The following is a 17,108-nucleotide window of genomic DNA, read 5'->3' as shown; positions in this document are numbered from 1 at the left end:
CCGGAGGGTGGGCAGTGTGGCTCGAGACAGGCTGTACCCCGAGCCGACGGGCGAGGTGCGCATGAGTCTGTCGCTGCGCTTCGCCGCCGGGTCGCACAAGGGCATGATCCGGGAGGGCAACGAGGACTCCGGCTACGCCGGTCCCCGGCTCCTCGCCATCGCCGACGGCATGGGCGGTCAGGCGGCCGGTGAGGTCGCCAGCTCCGAGGTGATCTCCACGCTCGTCCCGCTCGACGACGACGTACCGGGATCCGATCTCCTGACCTCGCTCGGCACCGCCGTGCAGCAGGCGAACGACCAGCTGCGCGTCATGGTCGAGGAGGACCCCCAGCTGGAGGGCATGGGCACCACGCTCACCGCCCTGCTCTGGACCGGTCAGCGCCTCGGCCTGGTGCACGTCGGCGACTCCCGCGCGTATCTGCTGCGCGACGGCGTCCTGACGCAGATCACCCAGGACCACACCTGGGTGCAGCGCCTCGTCGACGAGGGCCGGATCACCGAGGAAGAGGCCACCACCCACCCGCAGCGCTCCCTGCTGATGCGGGCGCTGGGCAGCGGCGACCATGTCGAACCGGACCTCTCCATCCGCGAAGTCCGCGCCGGCGACCGCTACTTGATCTGCTCCGACGGCCTCTCCGGCGTGGTCTCGCACCAGACGATGGAAGAGACCCTCGCCAGCTACCAGGGCCCGCAGGAGACCATCCAGGAGCTGATCCAGCTCGCCCTGCGCGGCGGCGGCCCGGACAACATCACCTGCATCGTGGCCGACGTCCTGGACGTCGACAGCAACGACACCCTGGCCGGGCAGCTCAACGACACCCCGGTCGTCGTCGGCGCGGTCGCGGAGAACCAGGCCCAGCTGGGCGACGGCGGGGCCATGCAGACGCCCGCCGGCCGCGCGGCCGGTCTCGGCCGCCCCGTGCCCCCGCCCGCCGGCGGCTTCGGCCCGCCCGGCAGCGGCGACGTCGGCTACGGCGGCATGCCGGACGGCTCCTACGACGCCTATACGGACGACGACTTCGTCAAACCGCGCGGCGGTCGTAAATGGCTGAAGCGTTCCGTCTACATCGTGCTCGCGCTGGCCGTGATCGGCGGCGGTCTGTACGGCGGCTACCGCTGGACGCAGACGCAGTACTACGTCGGCGCGAAGGACGAGAACGTCGCGCTGTTCCAGGGCATCAGCCAGGACCTCGCCTGGGTCTCGCTCTCGAAGGTCGAGAAGAACCACCCCGAGATCGAGCTCAAGTACCTGCCGCCGTACCAGCGCAAGCAGGTCGAGTCGACCATCGCCGAGGGCAACATCACCGACGCCCGCGAGAAGATCGCCGAGCTCGCCGCCCAGGCCTCCGCCTGCAAGAAGGACGCGCAGCGCCGCGCGGCCGACGCCGAGAACCGGGCCCGTACGGGCGAGGGCGAGGCCGGCGGCACCGCCGGGGCCCCCGCCACCAGGACTTCCGCCACGTCCTCCGCCAAGGGGACCAAGCCGACCACCGCTCCCACTCCCGGCCCCAGCCTCTCGGAGGAAGAGAAGAAGCTGGTCCCGCAGTGCGGTAAGCAGTAAGCCGTAGGGGGCCTTCAGCACCATGAGCGTTGTCACCAACACGACCACCATCGGCGCGATCGACGCACCGAGCCGTCGCAACACCGAGCTGCTGATGCTGGTTTTCGCCGTCGCCATCTCGGTGTTCGCCTACGCCAACGTCGGGCTTGCCCTGGACGGTTCACTGCCGTCGGGCATGTTCGGCTACGGAGCCGGGCTCATCCTGCTCGGCGGCGTGGCCCACCTCGTGGTGCGCAAGTTCGCGCCGTACGCGGACCCACTGCTGCTGCCGCTTGCCACCCTGCTCAACGGACTGGGCCTGGTGCTGATCTGGCGGCTGGACCAGTCGCCCCGGCTGATCCAGCGGGCGGAGTTCCTGTACGGCTCGTACAGCCCCGACGCCCCCAAGCAGTTGCTGTACTCGGCGATCGGCGTCGCGTTCTTCGTCGCGGTGCTGGTGATCCTGAAGGACCACCGCATCCTGCAGCGCTACACCTACATCTCCATGGTGGTCGCGCTGATCCTGCTGATCATCCCGATGTTCTTCCCCGCCGTGAACGGCGCAAAGATCTGGATCAGCCTGGGTCCGTTCTCGATCCAGCCGGGGGAGTTCGCCAAGATCCTCATCGCGATCTTCTTCTCCGGCTATCTCATGGTGAAGCGCGACGCGCTGGCGCTGGCCAGCCGCCGCTTCATGGGGATGTATCTGCCGCGTGGACGGGACCTCGGGCCGATCATCACGATCTGGGCCCTGTCGATTCTCATCCTGGTCTTCGAGACCGACCTCGGCACCTCGCTGCTCTTCTTCGGCCTCTTCGTGGTGATGCTCTACGTCGCCACCGAGCGGACCAGCTGGATCGTCTTCGGTCTGCTGATGTCGGCGGTCGGCGCGGTCGGTGTGGCATCCTTCGAGTCCCACGTACAGCAGCGCGTGAACGCCTGGCTGGATCCGTTCTCCAAGGCGACGCTGGCGCAGAGCGACCAGATCGCCCAGTCCCTGATGTCCTTCGGCTCCGGCGGCACTCTCGGCACCGGTCTTGGCCAGGGCCACTCCGACCTGATCATGTTCGCCGCCAACGCCGACTTCATCCTCTCCACGGTCGGCGAGGAGCTGGGCCTGGCCGGGATGATGGCCGTCCTGATGGTCTATGGCCTGATCATCGAGCGCGGCGTCCGTACGTCTCTGGCCGCCCGCGACCCGTTCGGGAAGCTGCTCGCCATCGGCCTCTCCGGAGCGTTCGCGATCCAGATCTTCGTGGTCGCCGGCGGCGTGATGGGCCTTATCCCGCTCAGCGGTATGACGATGCCGTTCCTCGCGTACGGTGGTTCGTCCGTGCTCGCCAACTGGGCGCTGATCGCCATCCTGATCCGGATCAGCGACACCGCCCGCAGGCCGGCGCCCGATCCCGCACCGTCCACCGACGCCGAGATGACCCAGGTGGTCCGACCGTGAACAAGCCGCTGCGCCGGATCGCCATCTTCTGCGGCATCCTCATGCTGGCGCTGATGGTGCGGACCAACTACATCCAGTACGTCCGCGCCGACGATCTCAACTCCCGCGACGAGAACCGCCGCATCCGCATCGAGCGGTACGCCCACGAGCGCGGCGACATCATCGTGGACGGCAAGGCGGTCACCGGTTCCGTCGAGACCGACGGCAGCGACTTCAAGTACAAGCGGGTCTGGAAGGACGGGCCCCTGTGGGCCCCCGTGACCGGCTACTCCTCACAGGCCTTCGACTCCTCGCAGCTGGAGAGCCTTGAGGACGGCATCCTCACCGGCAACGACGACCAGCTGTTCTTCAACCGCACGCTCTCCATGTTCAACGGGGACAAGAAGCGGGGTGGCAACGTCGTCACCACCCTGAACGGCGACGCCCAGAAGGCCGCCTTCAAGGGGCTCGGCGAGAAGAAGGGCGCCGTCGTCGCCCTCGATCCGGAGAGCGGTGCCATCCTGGCGCTGGCGAGCACCCCCTCGTACGACCCCTCGGTCTTCGCAGGCAATTCCGACAAGGACTCCAAGGCCCGGCAGAAGCTCCTGAAGGACAAGGACAAGCCGATGCTCAACCGGGCATTGCGCGAGACCTACCCCCCGGGCTCCACCTTCAAGGTCGTCACCGCCGCCGCCGCCCTGGAGAACGGGCTCTACGACGACATCGACGCCAAGACGCAGTCGCCGCTGCCCTGGACGCTGCCGCAGTCCACCACGCCGCTCCAGAACGAGGGCAACATCCCCTGCGAGAACGCCACGCTGCGCGAGGCCCTGAGGGTGTCGTGCAACACCGTCTTCGGGAAGATGAGCGACGACCTCGGCAACAAGAAGATGATCGAGCAGACGGACAAGTTCGGCTTCAACAAGGAAGTCTTCACGCCCGTCCGCGCCGACGCGAGCATCTACCCCGAGGACAACAGGCCGCAGAACGCCATGGCCGGCATCGGCCAGGCGTCCAACCGGACCACCCCGCTCCAGATGGCCATGGTGGCCTCCGCGATCGCCAACGACGGCAAGCTGATGGAGCCGTACATGGTCGCCCAGCGCCAGGCCCCCGACCTGGACCCCGTCTACACGCACGAACCCAAGGAGCTCAGCCGCGCGCTCTCCGGCGAGAACGCCCAGAAGGTCCAGCAGATGATGGAGACCGTCGTCAAGGACGGCACGGGAACCAACGCGCAGATCCCCGGCGTCACAGTGGGCGGCAAGACCGGTACCGCACAGCACGGTCTGAACAACAGCGAGAAGCCTTACGCCTGGTTCATCTCGTACGCGAAGACCGACAACGGCTCCCCGGTCGCCGTCGCCGTCGTGGTCGAGGACGGCAACGCCAACCGGGACGACATCTCCGGTGGCGGCCTGGCCGCCCCCATCGCGCGCGACGTGATGAAAGCGGTCATCGACAGCAAGAAGTGAGACCTGTCACGGCGGCCGCCCGTCATACCGGACATCGGATACCGGTCGGATATCGGCTGACGGGTGCGGGCTGATCACGTCACCCGTGCCCGGTAGCGTATGCGCGAACAGCGCACCGCCGCGGACCACACACGGGTGCGGTCGGGACTGACGGAGAGGGCTGGAACAGTTATGGAAGAGCCGCGTCGCCTCGGCGGCCGGTACGAGCTGGGCTCGGTGCTCGGTCGTGGTGGCATGGCCGAGGTCTACCTCGCGCACGACACCCGGCTCGGCCGCACCGTAGCTGTGAAGACGCTCCGGGCCGATCTGGCCCGTGACCCGTCGTTCCAGGCCCGGTTCCGCCGTGAGGCCCAGTCGGCCGCCTCGCTCAACCACCCCGCGATCGTCGCCGTCTACGACACCGGCGAGGACTACGTCGACGGGGTCTCCATCCCGTACATCGTGATGGAGTACGTCGACGGGTCGACGCTGAGGGAACTGCTGCACTCCGGTCGCAGGCTGCTCCCCGAGCGCACGCTGGAGATGACGGTCGGCATCCTCCAGGCCCTGGAGTACTCCCACCGCGCCCAGATCGTCCACCGCGACATCAAACCGGCGAACGTCATGCTGACGCGCACCGGTCAGGTCAAGGTCATGGACTTCGGCATCGCCCGCGCCATGGGCGACTCCGGCATGACGATGACGCAGACCGCCGCGGTCATCGGCACCGCCCAGTACCTCTCCCCGGAACAGGCCAAGGGCGAGCAGGTCGACGCACGCTCCGACCTGTACTCCACCGGCTGTCTGCTGTACGAGCTGCTCGCCGTGCGGCCCCCGTTCGTCGGGGACTCGCCCGTCGCGGTGGCCTACCAGCACGTCCGCGAGGAGCCGCAGCCGCCGAGCAACTTCGACCCCGAGATCACGCCCGAGATGGACGCGATCGTGTTGAAGGCCCTCACCAAGGACCCGGACTACCGCTACCAGTCCGCCGACGAGATGCGGGCCGACATCGAGGCCTGCCTCGACGGCCAGCCGGTCGCGGCGACGGCGGCGATGGGCGCCGCGGGGTACGGGGGCTACGACGGCTACAACAGCGACCAGCCCACCACCGCCCTGCGCCCGGCCGACCCGAACAACGCCCAGACCTCGATGCTGCCCCCGGTCAACCCGGACGACGGCGGCTACGGCTACGACGACCGCCAGGGCCGCCGGCGCCAGCAGAAGAAGAGCAACACCTCGACGATCCTGCTGGTCGTCGCGGGCATCCTGGTGCTCGTCGGCGCGATCCTGATCGGCCGGGTGGTCTTCGCCCCGAACAGCGACGACGGCCGGATCAAGACCCCGAACCTGGTGGGCTCCACCTTCAAGAAGGCGGAGAGTCTCGCGTCCAACGCCGGCGTCACCGTGAAGGTCGGCGCCGAGGAGCCGTGCGAGGACCAGGAGAAGGGCGAGATCTGCTCACAGGATCCGTCGGCCGACGCGATGATGGACAAGGACGGCACCGTCACGGTCGTCGTCTCCACCGGAGCGCCGAAGACCGAGGTCCCCAACGTCCTGGAGAAATCCGAGGACGGCGCACGCCAGGTCCTGGAGGACAAGGGCTTCACGGTCAACGTCACCACGGAGGAGTCCGAGAAGACCGAGGGCACCGTGATCGAACAGGACCCCAAGGGCGGCGACAAGGCCGAGGCCGGGGCCGAGATCACCATCACCGTGGCCGTGCAGACGACCGACCCGATGCCGGACGTGCGCACCCGTCAGTACGACGCCGCCGTGGCCCAGCTCAACCAGCTCGGGTTCACCAACGTCTCGCGGACCGACGTGGACTCGGACAAGCCGGCCGGAGAGGTGGTCGAGCAGACCCCCGCGGGCCCGAGCAAGCAGGCCAAGGACGCGCAGATCGTCTTGAAGGTCTCCAAGGGCCCGGCGCAGCCGGAGCAGGTCCAGATCCCCGGTGACATCGCCGGCAAGTCGTACCAGGACGCGAAGGGCCAGCTCGAAGGGCTCGGCTTCGTGGTCCAGCTCGCCCCGGGTTCGGTCGACAAGCCGGAAGCCAAGGTGATCACCAGCAACCCGGCTCCGAACACCCAGGCGGACAAGGGCAGCACCGTCATGCTCGTGACCATCGAGGACGGCGGGGGCGGCCTCTTCGGAGGCCGGGGCGACTGAGCCCCCGCACACCCGCCCCGTACGGCGAAGGGCCCCGGTCACCGCGATGGTGACCGGGGCCCTTCCCGTCTGCGCGAACGCCCGCGCGAACGCCCGCGCGGTGACTCAGCGCAGCTCGGCCGGCTTCGTGCGGTCCTTGTCGACCTTCTCCGTACGCTCCAGCTCGCCCCACACGATGTACCGGTACTTCGAGGTGTAGACCGGGGTGCAGGTCGTCAGCGTGATGTAGCGGCCGGGCTCCTTCACGCCCGACTCCTCCGGAACCGGCTGGATCACGTCGACGTTGAACTTCGAGGTCTCGGGAAGCGCCTTGTAGACCTTGTAGACGTACCAGGTGTCCTTGGTCTCGAAGACGACCGGATCACCGTTCTTCAGCTTGTGGATGTTGTGGAACTTCGCGCCGTGCCCGTCGCGGTGCGCGGCCAGCGTGAAGTTGCCCTCGTCGTCCCAGGGGAGGGCCGACTCGACGGGGTCGGTGTAGTAGCCCGCGATGCCGTTGTTCAGCGTCTTGGGGTCGGTTCCCTTCTTGACCAGCACCTCGCCGTTCTTCATGGCGGGCACGTGCAGGAAGCCGATGCCGTCCTTGGTGTCCAGGGCGCCCGGCCCGTCCGCCCACTTGCTGCGGACCGTGTCGCCCTGCCGGTCGGCCTCACGGTCGGCGAGGACGTTGGTCCACCACAGGGAGTACGCGACGAACAGCGCGAGCACCAGGCCCGCGGTGATCAGCAGTTCGCCGAAGACGCTGACGGCCGTCGCGACGGGGTGGCGGCCGCGCCGGCGTGCCGGGGGCGGGGACGCGGACGTGTCGGTCCGCTCGTCGTGCTCGGTCCTCGCTGCCACCGCACCGTCCCTGTCGTGAGGATGTTCAGCCGAGGAGCGCGTCGGGCTTTCCCTCGCTGCGCGGCCGTTCGTCGACTATCTTGCCCCAGACGATCAGCCGGTAGGTACTCGTGAATTCCGGGGTGCAGGTCGTCAGCGTGAGGTATTTGCCCGGCCCCTTGAACCCTGAACCGACCGGGACCGGCTCGATCACGGAGATGTTGGAAGGCGAGGTCTGCGGAAGGATGCCGGCCATCTCGTACGTGTAGTACGTGTCCCGCGTCTCGACCACGATCGGGTCGCCGGGGCTGAGCTTGTTGATGTAGCGGAACGGTTCGCCGTGGGTGTTGCGGTGGCCGGCCACCGCGAAGTTGCCCTGCTTGTCGGAGGGCATCGCCGTCTTGAGCTTGCCCTCGCCGTAGTGGCCGATCATCCCCCGGTCGAGGACCTTCTCCTTGTCGATGCCCTCGGCGATCGGGGCGACGACGTCCAGCTTGGGGATGTGCATGATCGCGAAGCCCTGGCCGGGCGCGAACGCGCCGGGCTTCCGGTCGCCCTTGGCCCATTCGTCCTGGATCCGGTTGGTCTCCCTGCCGGCGATCTGCTCGGCCCGGACGTTGGTCCACCAGAGCTGGTAGGTGACGAACAGCAGCATCAGAACGCCCAGCGAGATGAACACCTCGCCGACCGCCCGGCTGGCGACGACCGCCGGGCTGTCCTTCGCCGCCTTCGCCGCGCGCCGGGCCTCCACACGGGACATCGGGGCGGCGGCCGCGGCGGGCCGCTCCGCGACCGGTTCCGGGTGCCGACGGCCGCCCCGCTTGGCCGCCCGCCGTCTTTCGGCCCGCCCGCCGGAGGGAGGCGCGGGGGCCGGCTCGGGAGCGGGATCGGCGACCGGCTCGGGAGCGGGCTCGGCCGGGATGCGGGCGATGACTTCGGTGCGGGGTTCGTCGAGGAGATCCGGGGCCGGGGCCCGCTCCTCGGCCGGAGCAGCCGGAGCAGCCGGAACCGCCGGAGAAGAAGGAACCGCCGGAGCGGCCGGGGTGGAAGCCGCTGCCGGAGCTATTCGCGCAGACGGCTCCTGGGAGCCGTACCAGTCGCGTTGGTACCCGACGGGGTCGTACCACTCGTTCGGGGCTCCCTGGGGCTGCTGAGGCCCTTGGTGGGGCGCGTACCCGGCCTCGTGTCCGGTCGCGTGTCCGGTCTCGTGCCCGATCGCGTGCCCGTCCCCGTACGCGGGTTCCGCCGCCGGGATGTTGTCCGCCCGGAACCACGGCGAGGCGTGCCCGCCGGGCAGGGGATCGTTGAGCGGATCCGCGAGGCCGTCCACCGCCGCCACGAACGCGCCGTCGGCCCCGTAGGCCCCCTGCGCGTCGGGGCCCTCCGGTCCGGCGCCGGGTCCGGGGCGGCCTGCGGTCACGCGGCGGCCTTGCCCACCACCGGCGCGAGCCCCGCCGACCGCGCGACGGCCCCCTGGTCCCCGCACTGCTCCAGCCAGTTGGCGAGCATCAGATGGCCGTGCTCGGTGAGCACCGACTCGGGGTGGAACTGCACGCCCTCCACCGCCCGGTCGCGGTGGCGCAGCCCCATGATGATGCCGTCCGCCGTGCGGGCGGTGACCTCCAGCTCCGGGGGCAGCGCGCCGGGTTCGGCGGCGAGCGAGTGGTAGCGCGTCGCGGTGAAGGGCGACGGCAGCCCGGCGAAGACGCCCTTGCCCTCGTGGGTCACGGGGGAGGTCTTGCCGTGCAGCAGCTCGGGGGCCCGGTCGACGACCCCGCCGTACGCGACCGCCATCGACTGCATCCCCAGGCAGACGCCGAAGACCGGAACGCCGGTGTCCGCGCAGTGGCGGACCATCTCGACGCAGACCCCGGCCTGCTCGGGCGTGCCGGGTCCCGGCGAGAGCAGGACGCCGTCGAAGCCGTCCTCGGCGTGGGCGGTGGTCACCTCGTCGTTGCGCAGCACCTCGCACTCGGCGCCGAGCTGGTACAGGTACTGGACGAGGTTGAAGACGAAACTGTCGTAGTTGTCCACGACGAGGATGCGTGCGCTCACTGGCCTGCCCCTGCTCCACCGGCGCTCGCGCCGTCGACGGTCACGTCACCGAACGGAAGCAGCGGTTCCGCCCACGGGAAGACGTACTGGAACAGCGCGTAGACGACCGCCAGAACCAGCACGAGCGAGATGACGCTCCGCACCCATGCGTTGCCCGGCAGATGCCGCCAGATCCAGCCGTACATGCTGACCCCTCCATTCGGTACCCGCACCAGACTAGAGGGCCGCGGCCGGGGAGTGGGTCAGCTGTGGAAAAGCCCGGGTCAGCGGGAGAGAGCCGGTGGTCTCCCGTCGCTCACCGGCCGCGTCGCGTCCAGATGGGCCCAGGCGATCAGCCGGTGGCTGCTGCCCCACTCCGGCTCGCACGTGGTGAGCGTCAGATAGCGTCCGGCGCCCTCGAAGCCGGAGCCGCGGGGCACCGGGTCGACGACGGCGGTGTCGGTGGGCACGGTCCGGTACGGCTTCTTCACGATGCGGTACGTGAACCAGGTCGTTCCGTCGTTGACGACCACCGCGTCCCCGGGGCGCAGCTTCGGGAAGTCCTTGAAGGGGTCGCCGTACGTCCGCCGGTGCCCGGCCACCGCGAAGTTGCCCGTGTCACCGGGGCGGGCGGTTCCGCGGTAGTGCCCGAGCCCCTTCTGCAAGGTCCTGGCCTCGGTGTTCTCCAGGACGGGCCACTCCCAGTCGGCGCCGAGGCGGGGGATGTGCAGCGTCGCGAAGGGTTTCCCGTCGCGGTACGGGACCGGGGCCGCCGGGGCGGAGGGCTCGGAGGAGGGCTCGGAGGAGGCGGGCGGCGGGGCCGGCGTCACGGGTTCACGGGCCCATTGGCTCCGGAGCGTGTCCATCTCGCCCTCGGCCGCGTCGGCCGCCTTCACCCCCGTCCACAACAGGACGTAGGCGACGAAGAGCACGATCAGCGCGCCCACGGTGATGCAGAGCTCGCTGAAGGTTCTGACGACGAGTCGCACCGACACCGGACGGCCTCCCCGGGGATCGCCTCGGGCTCACTCCACAGGCTGTGCGTAGTGGAGATCCACTGTGCCCGAGTACCCGGGAAGAGTCACTGCCTCGTTCTCGTCGACTTTCCAGCCCAGCCCGTACGCCTTCACGTACAACAGGTAGTTCTGGATCGCGGTGGAGTCGTCGATCGCCCGCTTGAGCCTGCCCGGGTCGCCGACCGCGGTGACCTTGTACGGCGGGGAGTAGACGCGGCCCTGGAGGATCAGGGTGTTGCCCACGCAGCGGACGGCGCTGGTGGAGATCAGCCGCTGGTCCATCACCTGGATTCCGCGCGCCCCGCCCTGCCACAGCGCGTTCACCACGGCCTGCAGATCCTGCTGGTGGATGACCAGGTCGTTGGGCTGGGGCTCGGGGTAGCCGGGGTTTGCGGTGGCGTCGGGGGGCGCGTCGTCGAGGGTCACGCTGACGGAGTCGCCGGTGATCTTCGTGGTGCCGGCCGCCTTCTCCAGGGCCTTCAGCCGGGCGTCCTCGGCCTCGGTGGAGCCGTCGTCGCGCTGGGCGAGCGCGTCGATGTCCGCGCGGGCGCCGGCGACCGAGTCGTTCAGCTCGCCGTTCTTCTCGCTGCGCTCCCTGATCAGGTCGGAGAGCTTGAGCAGGGAGGAGTCACTGCGCAGATTGGTGCCCTTGGCGGTGTTGGCGCTGGTGACGAAGATGAGTCCGGCCAGGGCGAATACCGCAGCGGTGAGCCCCCGGACCGCCCACGCGGAGGTGCGCCGGGCCGGGCCTTCTGGGGAGTCGGCAGAATTGCTCAACGTACCCTTATCTCATCAGGCGCCAGAGAAGCACTACGCTAACGGACGCTCGGGGGAGGCAGCATTCCCCCTGGCATCCCGCCCCCGGCGCCCGCCACAGATCCCTGCGCGGTCACGCAGCGCATCGACAGGAGAGTCCCTCGTGCCGAAGTCACGTATCCGCAAGAAGGCCGACTTCACGCCGCCCCCGGCGAAGCAGGCAACGTCCATCAAGCTGACCAACCGCAGTTGGGTCGCTCCGGTGATGCTGGCCCTGTTCCTCATCGGGCTGGCCTGGATCGTGGTGTTCTACGTGACCGAAGGTGATCTGCCGGTCGACGCCCTGGGCAACTGGAACATCGTGGTCGGCTTCGGCTTCATCGCCGGCGGCTTCGCCGTGTCGACGCAGTGGAAGTGACGACCACCTCCGCGCAAGCCTTGCCCTGAGTTACCCACAGAGTTATCCACAGTCGGGGGAAAAGGTCAGACGATCTGTGGATAACCTCCACTCAAGTTGACGCCGGTGTGACTGCAGCCTCCCTCATCGAGGGGGGCTGCACCCCGTTGTCCGGGCGGAAAGACCCAGCTCAGCGACAAGGGGAACGACTGTTCCTCTTGCCATGCACAAGATTCTGCGCACACTGTGGACAACTTTGGTCCGCCTGGGGGTGGAGGGCCCCATTCCGCTCAGGTGAGCGCCATCGTCCGGGCGACGATCATGCCGACGGTCACCAGCAGGACGAGCGCGCAGGTGCCGGCCTGCACCGCCGTACGGCGTTCGCGCGGGGCGTGGACCATGGCGACGGCGATGGCGACGCCCGCGATCAGACCGCCGACGTGCGCCTCCCAGGCGATGCCGCCCCAGGTGAAGGTGAAGACCATGTTGAGCGCCAGCAGCACCAGCACCGGACGCATGTCGTAGTTCATCCGGCGCATCAGGACGGCGGTCGCGCCGAACAGCCCGTAGACCGCGCCGGACGCGCCGAGCGACCCCTGGTTGGGCGCGGCGATCAGATACGTCAGGGCGCTGCCCGCGAGGCCGGACAGCAGATAGAGCGCGAGATAGCGGGACCGGCCGAGCGCGGCCTCCAGCTGTCCGCCGAGCCACCACAGCCCCAGCATGTTGAACCCGATGTGCACCACTTCCTGGTGCAGGAACATCGAGGTCACCAGGCGGTACCACTGGCCCTCGGCGACGCCTTCGATGGATCCCGGCGGCGGGCTCGGGTCCCAGGCCCGCCCGAGCAGCGTCAGATCGTTGACCAGCTCGGGGCGGATACTGACCAGGAGGAAGACGGCGAGATTGATGCCGAGCAGGATCTTGGTGACCAGGCGCGGATCGGCGGCCACCGCGCCGCCCGCCAGCGTGCGCGGCCGACTGGCCGCCGGGTGGTGTCCGGTGCCCGAGCCCTGGCGTACGCAGTCGGGGCACTGGAAGCCGACCGAGGCGCTGACCATGCACTCGGGGCAGATCGGGCGCTCGCAGCGCGTACAGCTGATGCCGGTCTCGCGGTCGGGATGGCGGTAGCAGGTCGGCGTCGGCACACCGCTTCCCGCGGCCTCACGGCCTCCCGGCGGCTGCTGGTCCATCGGTCCTGGCCTGCCTCTCGGTCCTCGTCGCTCGGGCGGCACGGACGGGGCCGCCCCGCTGGTCCGCTCGGTAAGAAGTACGGACGGGCAGGGCGGTTGGTTCCCATGGAGGTCTCCCGCAAGGCCCGCCGGGAAGCGGTCCGTCAGCGGGTCTCGACGACCACGGACTCGATCACCACGTCGGTCAGCGGACGGTCGGTGCGCGGATTGGTCGGGACGGCCGCGATGGCGTCGACGACCTTGCGCCCGGCCTCGTCGGCCACCTCGCCGAAGATGGTGTGCTTGCCGGTCAGCCAGGCGGTGGGGGACACGGTCAGGAAGAACTGCGAGCCGTTCGTCCCCGGGCCCGCGTTCGCCATGGCCAGCAGATACGGCTGGGTGAAGCCCAGCTCCGGGTGGAACTCGTCGGCGAACTTGTAGCCGGGGCCACCGGTGCCGTTGCCCAGCGGATCGCCGCCCTGGATCATGAACCCGCTGATGACCCGGTGGAAGACGGTGCCGTCGTACAGCCGGTCCGTGGACTTCTCACCGGTCTCCGGATTGACCCACTCGCGCTGCCCGGTGGCCAGCTCGACGAAGTTCCGGACCGTCTTGGGGGCGTGGTTCGGCAGGAGCCGGATCTCGATGTCGCCCTGACTGGTCTTCAAGGTGGCGTAAAGCTGCTCGGCCACGATCTGCCTTCCTTCGTCCTTCGCCTGCCGTCAAATCCTTCGCCGGCGTCCGCCGATCCTCCCACGGACCGGGAAATGTACGGCCGGATGCCGGGCGAAACGGCGCGTTCGCCACCGAACCATGGCATTGTCGTCGGCACACTTCACATGAACCGTTTTGACCGCAAATGACGATCATGACCCGGATGCCTGTCCCGCATGCCGGGCATGGCCGTAACAGGCATGATTTCGAACTGGGCGGACAGGCGGAGTACCTACCCGCCACCAAGGAGGAGGATCCCGTGACCCGCATCGACAGCGTGCGCGCCGCAACCGACTCGGCGAAGGACAGCGCGCAGCACGCCGCGGAAGTGGTGGCGCCCTACGCCGACACGGCCAAGGAGCAGGCGGCCCACTACGCGCACGAGGCGCGCGTACGACTCGCGCCGAAGGTGACGAAGGCGGCCCAGCAGGCCCGTGTCCAGTACGCGTCCCATCTCGCACCGCGCCTCGAACAGGCCCGCACGCACGTGCCGCCCCGGGTCGACGAGGCCGCGCACCGCGCCGCGGTCTCCACCCGAAAGGCCGCACGGAGCGCCGCCGACTACACCGCGCCCCGCGTCGAGCACGCCCGGTCGGTGGCCCTGCCCGTCGCCGAGCAGGCGTCCGCCCGCAGCGCGGCCGCCCTGGCGGCGCTGCGCACCCAGGTGACGGCCAAGGAGATCCAGAAGCTGGCCAGGAAGCACCAGCGTCGGGCCAAGGCCGGCCGGGCCGCGAAGGGGTTCCTGGTGCTGGGCGTCCTGGCGGGCGGCGCGTACGCCGCCTGGCGCTGGTGGGACAAGCAGGCCAACCCGGACTGGCTGGTCGAGCCGCCCGTCGCCACCGAGGTGGGCGACGAGCGTTCGCCGCTCAGCTCGGTCGACGGCAGCCGCCGGGCCGACCTCGACCCGGAGGTCCAGGCCAAGCAGGCCGAGGCCGAGGCCGAACCGGGCAACGGGGACACCCCGGGCCTCGACGACCGACCCTGACCGGGTCCGGCCCCTGAAACCCGGGTCCGGCCCCTGAAAGAACGAACGCGGCTGCGGTGACCGCCCGGGCGGTCACCGCAGCCGCATGTTCGTCCGGTCGTTACCGGCTCACGGCGAAGCGCATCAGGGCCTGCTCGTCGCCCTGCTTGATCTTCCCGGTCTCGTTGATCACCTGGAGCTTCCAGCCCGCACCCTCACGGACCGCCTTGGCCACGGCGACGCCGTTGTCCTGGGTGAGCATGCTCGGCCAGATGTCGGCGACCTGCTGCGTGCTGCCGCCCGTCGCGTCGTACACCTTGAAGCTGATGTTGCGCGCGTTCTTGAACGCGCTGCGCTTCTTGTACGCGGCGGCGATGAAGACGATCGACGTGATGTTCGAAGGGATCTTCGCGAACTCGACGGTCACCGTCTCGTCGTCACCGTCCCCGTGACCGGTCTGGTTGTCGCCGCTGTGCACCAGCGAGCCGTTGCCCAGCGGGTCCAGGGAGTCCAGGCCGGCCAGCCGCACCGGGTCCCCGCCCTGCAGCGCGATGGCGATCAGGTCGAGGTCCGTGCCGGCCTTCTGCTTGATCTTCCCCATCAGGCCACCGCTGCTCCCGACGGTCGGGTCCCAGGACGCCCCGATGGACAGGTGGGTCACCCCACCGAGGTCCGCCGGGCCGTCTTCCTTCGTCAACGTGATCATGCCTGAGTCCTTTGGTGGCTCGACTGTTTTACGTATGAGTGTGCCTGGTGCCCCCGGTACTCGGTGCCCGGAGGCGGCCTGTCTGGAAACGACTCCTGGCATCCAGACGTTCCATGGCCCCGGCGACGTGCCGCGGGCTCGCTCAGTTCCGGCGGGGGAAGGCGGGGGAAGCAGACGGGACCGAGGAGGAAGCGGCCCCCGCACGCTGTTTTCAGCCCCGGAGGACGGAGCCGGGAGGAACAGCGAAGGGAAACCATGGCTGCGTCATCGCTCGTCGCCCGCTCCCCGCCCGCTCGCAGCGGGCTCGGTGCCGACCTCGAGAACCTCAAGAGCGCCCTTCGCCGACGGCAGTTGATCCGTACGGCCCCGGGGCCACGCGCTGCCCGGTCCGGCCCTCGTACTGACATGTCAGTACGGACCCGCCATCCGTTGCAGCCATGCCATGAACCCGCATACATCGTCCCGCGCAGCGCCCGCCAAATCGAGCGATCACAACGGACAGAGCATGAGCACTCAGGCGAACCCTCACTCCGTCTCAGTACGTTGCACGGAGCTTTCGGGCAGATCCCTGAGGCGTGCCAACCCGGACGCGGTGACCCACAACACGCTCAACACGGCACCGGCCGTGCCGATCCACAGAGTGGTCCGCAGGCCGAGCGCGGTGCCCAGCAGGCCGGCGAGCACCGCGCCGACCGGGCGCACCCCGAAGTTGGCCGTCTGCACCACGCCCATCACGCGGGAGCGCAGCGTCTGCGGGATGACGGCGATCAGATAGCTGTTGGTCGAGATGTCCAGGACCGCGACCCCGCAGCCGGCGCCGAGGTGCGCGGCGACCAGCGTCGCGATCACCAACGGCGCCGGCCCGTCGGCCAGAGGCACCAGCAGCAGGGGCAGACTGAGGCCCAGGAAGCCGGTGACGATGGCCGGGCCGATGCCGATCCGCCGCACCGCACGGGGCGCGGCGTACGCACCGGCCAGGCCGCCGAGCCCGAACACGGCGAACACCGCCCCGATCCACCCGGGGGTCAGTCCCAGCTCGGTGGTTCCGTACAGCACGAACAGCGTTGCCGTGAGGGTCTGGAACAAGCTCAACATGGCGACCCCGGCGAGCAGCAGGGCCGGAGCGCGGTGCGCCCTCACCCAGCGCAGCCCGTCCGCCGTCCCGCCCTGCCCACGCGGCGCGGGCGGCGCCTCCCGGGCTCCCCTGATACGTCCCAGGCACGCCGCCGAAACCAGATAGGTCAGGGCGTCCATCAGCAGGGCGAACGGCGCGGACAGTGCCTGAACCAGCGCTCCACCCGCGCTCGGCCCGGCGACCGAGGCCACGGACCTGCTCCCGGATAGCAGCGCGTTGCCGTCCACGTACCGATCGGCCGCGACCACGGACGCGTACACGTGATGCTTGGAGACCCGGAACAGGACGGTGAGCGCCCCGACGACGAGCTCCGTCACATACAGATGCGCCAGCGTCAGCGCCCCGCACGCATACGCCAGCGGTACGGAGGCGACCGCGGCGAACCGCCCGATGTCCGCAACGATCATCGCTCTGCGCCGGTCGGCCTGCCGGTCCGCCCACGCCCCGCCGGGTATCGACAGCAGCAACGAGGGCAGCAGCGCCGCCGCCGTGAGCCACCCCATCTCGGCCGCACCCACGTCCAGCAACAGCACGGCGGCCAACGGGATCGCCAGGATATTGATCTCGTCGCCGACCAGCGAGACGCTCTGGGCACTCCAGTACAGCCGGAACCCCCGCTCCCGCAGCAACCCCGCCCGGGGCGGGGGGGGGGGGGGGGGGGGGGGGGGCCCCGCCCCCCCCCCCCCCCCCCCCCCCCCCCCCCCCCCCCCGGCCGGGGCGCGGCCGGCCGGGGGGGGCCCGCCCCACGCCCGGTTCACGGCCACGAGCATGGGCCCGACGAAGCTCCAGCAGCTGCCCGA

General features: G+C 69.7%; 16 protein-coding genes. 6 read left to right on the top strand and 10 right to left on the bottom strand.

Translation table 11 applies throughout. The features are described from left to right. Positions 1-61: 61 nt before the first annotated feature. From ACIQPT_RS05905 to pknB, 4 genes are all read left to right on the top strand, one after another. Positions 62-1,561, top strand: a complete 1,500-nt coding sequence (locus ACIQPT_RS05905) for a PP2C family protein-serine/threonine phosphatase (RefSeq protein ID WP_401153540.1) — start codon at positions 62-64, stop codon at positions 1,559-1,561. Between the two features lie 22 nt (positions 1,562-1,583). Further along, positions 1,584-2,993 carry an FtsW/RodA/SpoVE family cell cycle protein gene (locus tag ACIQPT_RS05900; RefSeq protein WP_401153089.1) on the top strand — a complete coding sequence of 470 codons (1,410 nt, stop codon included), beginning with the start codon at positions 1,584-1,586 and terminating at the stop codon, positions 2,991-2,993. Then, on the top strand, positions 2,990-4,447 hold the full coding sequence (locus tag ACIQPT_RS05895; RefSeq protein WP_401153087.1) for a peptidoglycan D,D-transpeptidase FtsI family protein: 1,458 nt from the start codon (positions 2,990-2,992) through the stop codon (positions 4,445-4,447). Before ACIQPT_RS05900 ends, ACIQPT_RS05895 begins: the two co-directional genes overlap by 4 nt. A gap of 171 nt (positions 4,448-4,618) precedes the next feature. Then, positions 4,619-6,595 carry a Stk1 family PASTA domain-containing Ser/Thr kinase gene (gene pknB, locus ACIQPT_RS05890; RefSeq protein WP_401153085.1) on the top strand — a complete coding sequence of 659 codons (1,977 nt, stop codon included), beginning with the start codon at positions 4,619-4,621 and terminating at the stop codon, positions 6,593-6,595. Positions 6,596-6,700: 105 nt separating this feature from the next. Here the strand turns inward: pknB and ACIQPT_RS05885 are convergent, their stop codons facing one another. From ACIQPT_RS05885 to ACIQPT_RS05860, 6 genes are all read right to left on the bottom strand, one after another. Continuing rightward, the gene (locus ACIQPT_RS05885; RefSeq protein WP_401153084.1) at positions 6,701-7,435 is read right to left on the bottom strand and encodes a class E sortase; all 735 of its coding nucleotides are present in this window, start codon (positions 7,433-7,435) and stop codon (positions 6,701-6,703) included. 25 nt (positions 7,436-7,460) lie between these two features. Beyond that, positions 7,461-8,834 (bottom strand): class E sortase, encoded by a 1,374-nt coding sequence (locus ACIQPT_RS05880; protein WP_401153082.1) that lies wholly within the window; start codon positions 8,832-8,834, stop codon positions 7,461-7,463. Then, positions 8,831-9,469, bottom strand: a complete 639-nt coding sequence (locus ACIQPT_RS05875; protein WP_401153081.1) for an aminodeoxychorismate/anthranilate synthase component II — start codon at positions 9,467-9,469, stop codon at positions 8,831-8,833. Before ACIQPT_RS05875 ends, ACIQPT_RS05880 begins: the two co-directional genes overlap by 4 nt. Next, positions 9,466-9,654, bottom strand: a complete 189-nt coding sequence (locus tag ACIQPT_RS05870) for a hypothetical protein (protein ID WP_164612545.1) — start codon at positions 9,652-9,654, stop codon at positions 9,466-9,468. Before ACIQPT_RS05870 ends, ACIQPT_RS05875 begins: the two co-directional genes overlap by 4 nt. A gap of 78 nt (positions 9,655-9,732) precedes the next feature. Next, positions 9,733-10,443: a class E sortase gene (locus tag ACIQPT_RS05865; protein ID WP_401153079.1), complete on the bottom strand. Its 711-nt coding sequence runs from the start codon at positions 10,441-10,443 to the stop codon at positions 9,733-9,735. Positions 10,444-10,473: 30 nt separating this feature from the next. Continuing rightward, positions 10,474-11,241: a DUF881 domain-containing protein gene (locus ACIQPT_RS05860; RefSeq protein ID WP_401153078.1), complete on the bottom strand. Its 768-nt coding sequence runs from the start codon at positions 11,239-11,241 to the stop codon at positions 10,474-10,476. A 142-nt stretch (positions 11,242-11,383) separates the two neighbouring features. Here ACIQPT_RS05860 and crgA point away from each other — a divergent pair, with 142 nt between their 5' ends. Further along, a complete protein-coding gene (crgA, locus tag ACIQPT_RS05855; protein ID WP_030575908.1) occupies positions 11,384-11,638 on the top strand; it encodes a cell division protein CrgA in 255 nt (84 codons plus the stop codon). Positions 11,639-11,907: 269 nt separating this feature from the next. On the opposite strand, the gene ACIQPT_RS05850 is transcribed toward crgA, so the two are convergent. Both ACIQPT_RS05850 and ACIQPT_RS05845 read right to left on the bottom strand, forming a co-directional pair. Continuing rightward, entirely contained in the window at positions 11,908-12,810 is a 903-nt protein-coding gene (locus tag ACIQPT_RS05850; RefSeq protein WP_401153076.1) for a rhomboid family intramembrane serine protease, read from the bottom strand. A 143-nt stretch (positions 12,811-12,953) separates the two neighbouring features. Continuing rightward, on the bottom strand, positions 12,954-13,481 hold the full coding sequence (locus ACIQPT_RS05845; RefSeq protein WP_401153074.1) for a peptidylprolyl isomerase: 528 nt from the start codon (positions 13,479-13,481) through the stop codon (positions 12,954-12,956). 281 nt (positions 13,482-13,762) lie between these two features. Between ACIQPT_RS05845 and ACIQPT_RS05840 the strand changes: the two genes are divergently transcribed. Next, positions 13,763-14,488 carry a DUF5324 family protein gene (locus tag ACIQPT_RS05840; protein ID WP_401153073.1) on the top strand — a complete coding sequence of 242 codons (726 nt, stop codon included), beginning with the start codon at positions 13,763-13,765 and terminating at the stop codon, positions 14,486-14,488. 100 nt (positions 14,489-14,588) lie between these two features. Here ACIQPT_RS05840 and ACIQPT_RS05835 read toward each other — a convergent pair whose 3' ends face one another. Together ACIQPT_RS05835 and ACIQPT_RS05830 are read right to left on the bottom strand one after the other, a co-directional pair. Next, on the bottom strand, positions 14,589-15,173 hold the full coding sequence (locus ACIQPT_RS05835; protein ID WP_401153071.1) for a TerD family protein: 585 nt from the start codon (positions 15,171-15,173) through the stop codon (positions 14,589-14,591). Positions 15,174-15,698: 525 nt separating this feature from the next. Further along, entirely contained in the window at positions 15,699-16,937 is a 1,239-nt protein-coding gene (locus ACIQPT_RS05830; RefSeq protein ID WP_401153069.1) for an MFS transporter, read from the bottom strand. Positions 16,938-17,108: the final 171 nt, after the last annotated feature.

Source organism: Streptomyces sp. NPDC091289 (assembly GCF_044757365.1).
In the GTDB taxonomy this organism is placed as follows: domain Bacteria; phylum Actinomycetota; class Actinomycetes; order Streptomycetales; family Streptomycetaceae; genus Streptomyces.
This window is presented reverse-complemented; position numbering and strand designations above follow the sequence as displayed.

Coding starts and splice junctions, on each gene's coding strand:
- ACIQPT_RS05870 (WP_164612545.1), bottom strand. CDS start 9,654: ATGTACGGCTGGATCTGGCGGCATCTGCCGGGCAACGCATGGGTGCGG.
- ACIQPT_RS05835 (WP_401153071.1), bottom strand. CDS start 15,173: ATGATCACGTTGACGAAGGAAGACGGCCCGGCGGACCTCGGTGGGGTG.
- ACIQPT_RS05905 (WP_401153540.1), top strand. CDS start 62: ATGAGTCTGTCGCTGCGCTTCGCCGCCGGGTCGCACAAGGGCATGATC.
- ACIQPT_RS05850 (WP_401153076.1), bottom strand. CDS start 12,810: ATGGACCAGCAGCCGCCGGGAGGCCGTGAGGCCGCGGGAAGCGGTGTG.
- pknB (WP_401153085.1), top strand. CDS start 4,619: ATGGAAGAGCCGCGTCGCCTCGGCGGCCGGTACGAGCTGGGCTCGGTG.
- ACIQPT_RS05900 (WP_401153089.1), top strand. CDS start 1,584: ATGAGCGTTGTCACCAACACGACCACCATCGGCGCGATCGACGCACCG.